The 2,543-nt window shown below is 72.7% G+C and carries 4 protein-coding genes; 2 read left to right on the forward strand and 2 right to left on the reverse strand.

Annotation, left to right across the window (positions count from 1 at the left end):
• Window positions 1-188, forward strand: a 188-nt coding sequence (locus tag IJH84_RS03135; protein WP_295139960.1) for a hypothetical protein, incomplete at its 5' end; no start/stop codon positions are given.
• A 168-nt stretch (window positions 189-356) separates the two neighbouring features.
• Here IJH84_RS03135 and IJH84_RS03140 read toward each other — a convergent pair.
• Window positions 357-779, reverse strand: a complete 423-nt coding sequence (locus IJH84_RS03140; protein ID WP_200070041.1) for a DUF3040 domain-containing protein — start codon at window positions 777-779, stop codon at window positions 357-359.
• A 183-nt stretch (window positions 780-962) separates the two neighbouring features.
• A complete protein-coding gene (locus IJH84_RS03145) occupies window positions 963-1,736 on the reverse strand; it encodes a class I SAM-dependent methyltransferase (protein WP_200070042.1) in 774 nt (257 codons plus the stop codon).
• Between the two features lie 104 nt (window positions 1,737-1,840).
• Here IJH84_RS03145 and IJH84_RS03150 point away from each other — a divergent pair.
• Window positions 1,841-2,543: ParA family protein (locus tag IJH84_RS03150; RefSeq protein ID WP_295139964.1), on the forward strand; the 703-nt coding region annotated here is incomplete at its 3' end.

Below are 2,543 nucleotides of genomic sequence, written 5' to 3' on the forward strand. Positions count from 1 at the left end.
ACGAGCTGGTCGAAGCGGTCGAGCGGGAGTGGTACGCCCCGGCGGGCCGGGTCGCCACCGCCACCGCCGCCCCGGATGCCGCGCTGCGCACCGTCCTGGCCGGGCTGCGGCAGCAGCATCCGATGAGCTGGCGGGATCGGCTGCTGCCCCGCTCGCTGCTGTCGGACACTCCGCTGCGCCGGAGCTGAACTGCGGCGGGGCTGAACTGCGCCGGACTGACCTGCGCCGGGGCTGACCCGAAGCGCCGAGACCGCCGCACCGGCACGAAGAAACCCGGTGACCGCGCGGGTCACCGGGTTCCACGTCATCAAGTCGGCCGGGTGGCGCATCGCCGGCACGTGGCCGGCGAGCACGGCCTAGCGGTCGAATCGCTTGCGGAAGCGATCCTCCATCCGCTGTGCGAACGAACCCTTGGCGCGGGGTTCGGGCTGCTGCTTGCGGCCGCCGCCGGAAGAGCCCCCGCCTTCCGCGGCCTCCGACTCGGCGTCCTGGCCGCCGCCACCGCGCATCGCGGACAGGACGATCACTGCTCCGCCGAACATCACGAGGAAGCCGACCACGCTCACCACGGGGATACCGGCCGGTTTGACCGGTATCACCACGCCGACCACCAGCAGGATCAACCCCAGCACGAACACGGCGATGCCCTGCAGGCGACGCCGCCGCGACGGGCGCTGCAACCGCCCGCCGCGAACCGTGGAGGCGAACTTCGGATCCTCGGCGTAGAGCGCGCGCTCGATCTGGTCGAGCATCCGCTGCTCGTGCTCGGAGAGTGGCATGGCTCCTCCTCCGGCACAGGTCTCTGGTGGCGCCGGAGACTCGGAGGGCACACCTTCGAGCTGGAACCCGGCGAACGCTTGGGGGCGTCACCGACGAGGATACGGTTCCGGCGACGTCAGGACTACCCGCAGGGGTCAGCTCGGGTTCATGAGCTCGTCGACATCATCCCCTCGGTCCAGCGATCAGCCGACCACCCGGCCGACGGCGTGCAGCCGGGTCGCGATGTCGCGCAGCGGCGGGCGGGCGGCGGCGCCGCGTTCCAGCTCTGCCAGCGCATCGGCGGCGCTGCTCTCGGAGCCCGCGCCTGCCGCGGCATCCGAGGTCGTGCCGGGCACGCCTTCGGAAACGGTGCCGGGCACCAGGTACCCGAACACGTCCTGGCCCTGCACCAGCTCTACCGCCAGCCCGGCGTCCTGCATCCGGCGTTTCAGCTCCTCGGTGTCGAACCGCCGCAGCACCGTGTCGGTCGTCCCGTCGAGCCTGCCGTCCGGATCGTGGAATACCCGCAGCGCCTCGGGCAGCCGCCCGGCCAGCGCGCGGCCCAGCACCGCCGCGTACCGGTTCGCCACCAGCACCGACACCGCCCCGCCAGGAGCGCTGGCCGCGACCAGCGACGACAGCGAGGTGGCCACGTCGTCGACGTACTCCAGCAAGCCGTGCCCGAGCACCAGGTCGGCCCCACCGGGCGGGGTGTAGTTGTGCAGCGCCTCGGTGTCGCCCTGCAACGCGGTGATCAGTTCGGCGACACCCGCGTCGGCGGCGCGGCGCTGCAGCGTGGCCAGCGCGTTCGGGCTCGGGTCGACCACCGTGACCTCGCAGCCGGTGGAGGCCAGCGGTACCGCCCACACCCCGCTGCCGCCGCCGACGTCGAGCACCCGCGGGGGCCGTCCGTCCCGGCGGCTGCGGGCTTCGGCGATCTCTTCTTCCAGCACGCGGTGGACGGCGTCCGATCTCATGGCCAGCAGCGTAATGGCGGGTCAGACCGGGCGGCGCACCGGCGGGGCGGCTGCACTGGCGCAGCAGCACACGAGATCGACGTGCGGTTCCGTAGGCTACGGGCGTGCAAACCGTGGCAGTGCTCAGCCTCAAGGGCGGAGTCGGCAAGACGACCGTGGTGCTCGGGCTCGCTTCGGCAGCCATGCGCCGCGGTGCGCGGACCTTGGTGGTCGACCTGGACCCGCAGTGCAACGCGACCGCCGCCCTGGAACCGGACGAGACCGAGCTGGGCCTCAGCGATGTGCTGGCCGACCCGCGCCCGGAGGTGCTGCGGTCGGCGGTGGGGCCCAGCGGGTGGGGCGAACAGGTCGATGTGCTGGTGGGCTCGGAGGACGCCGAGCTGCACAACGGCGGTACCGACGGGAGCCGCAGCGACCTGGCGAAGCTCACCGAGGCGTTATCCGCGTTGGAGACCCTGATCGCGGACGGGGACCTGCCGTACCAGCTGGTGCTGCTGGACTGCCCGCCTTCGCTGGGGCGGTTGACGCGCTCGGCGCTGATCGCGGCGGACCGGGCGCTGCTGGTGACCGAGCCCACGATCTTCGCGGTTTCCGGGGTGCAGCGGGCGTTCGAGGCGGTGCAGGCCGAGCGGGAGAACAACCCGCGGTTGCAACCGCTGGGTGTGGTGGTGAACCGGGGGCGGCCGCGGGCGCCCGAGCACCAGTTCCGGATCGACGAGCTCCGGGAGATAGTCGGGCCGCTGGTGATGCCGGTGGCGCTGCCGGATCGGCTCGCGGTGCAGCAGGCGCAGGGCGCTTGCCTGCCGA

It is taken from the genome of Saccharopolyspora sp., assembly GCF_017434145.1.
Classification (GTDB): Bacteria; Actinomycetota; Actinomycetes; order Mycobacteriales; family Pseudonocardiaceae; genus Saccharopolyspora_C; species Saccharopolyspora_C galaxeae.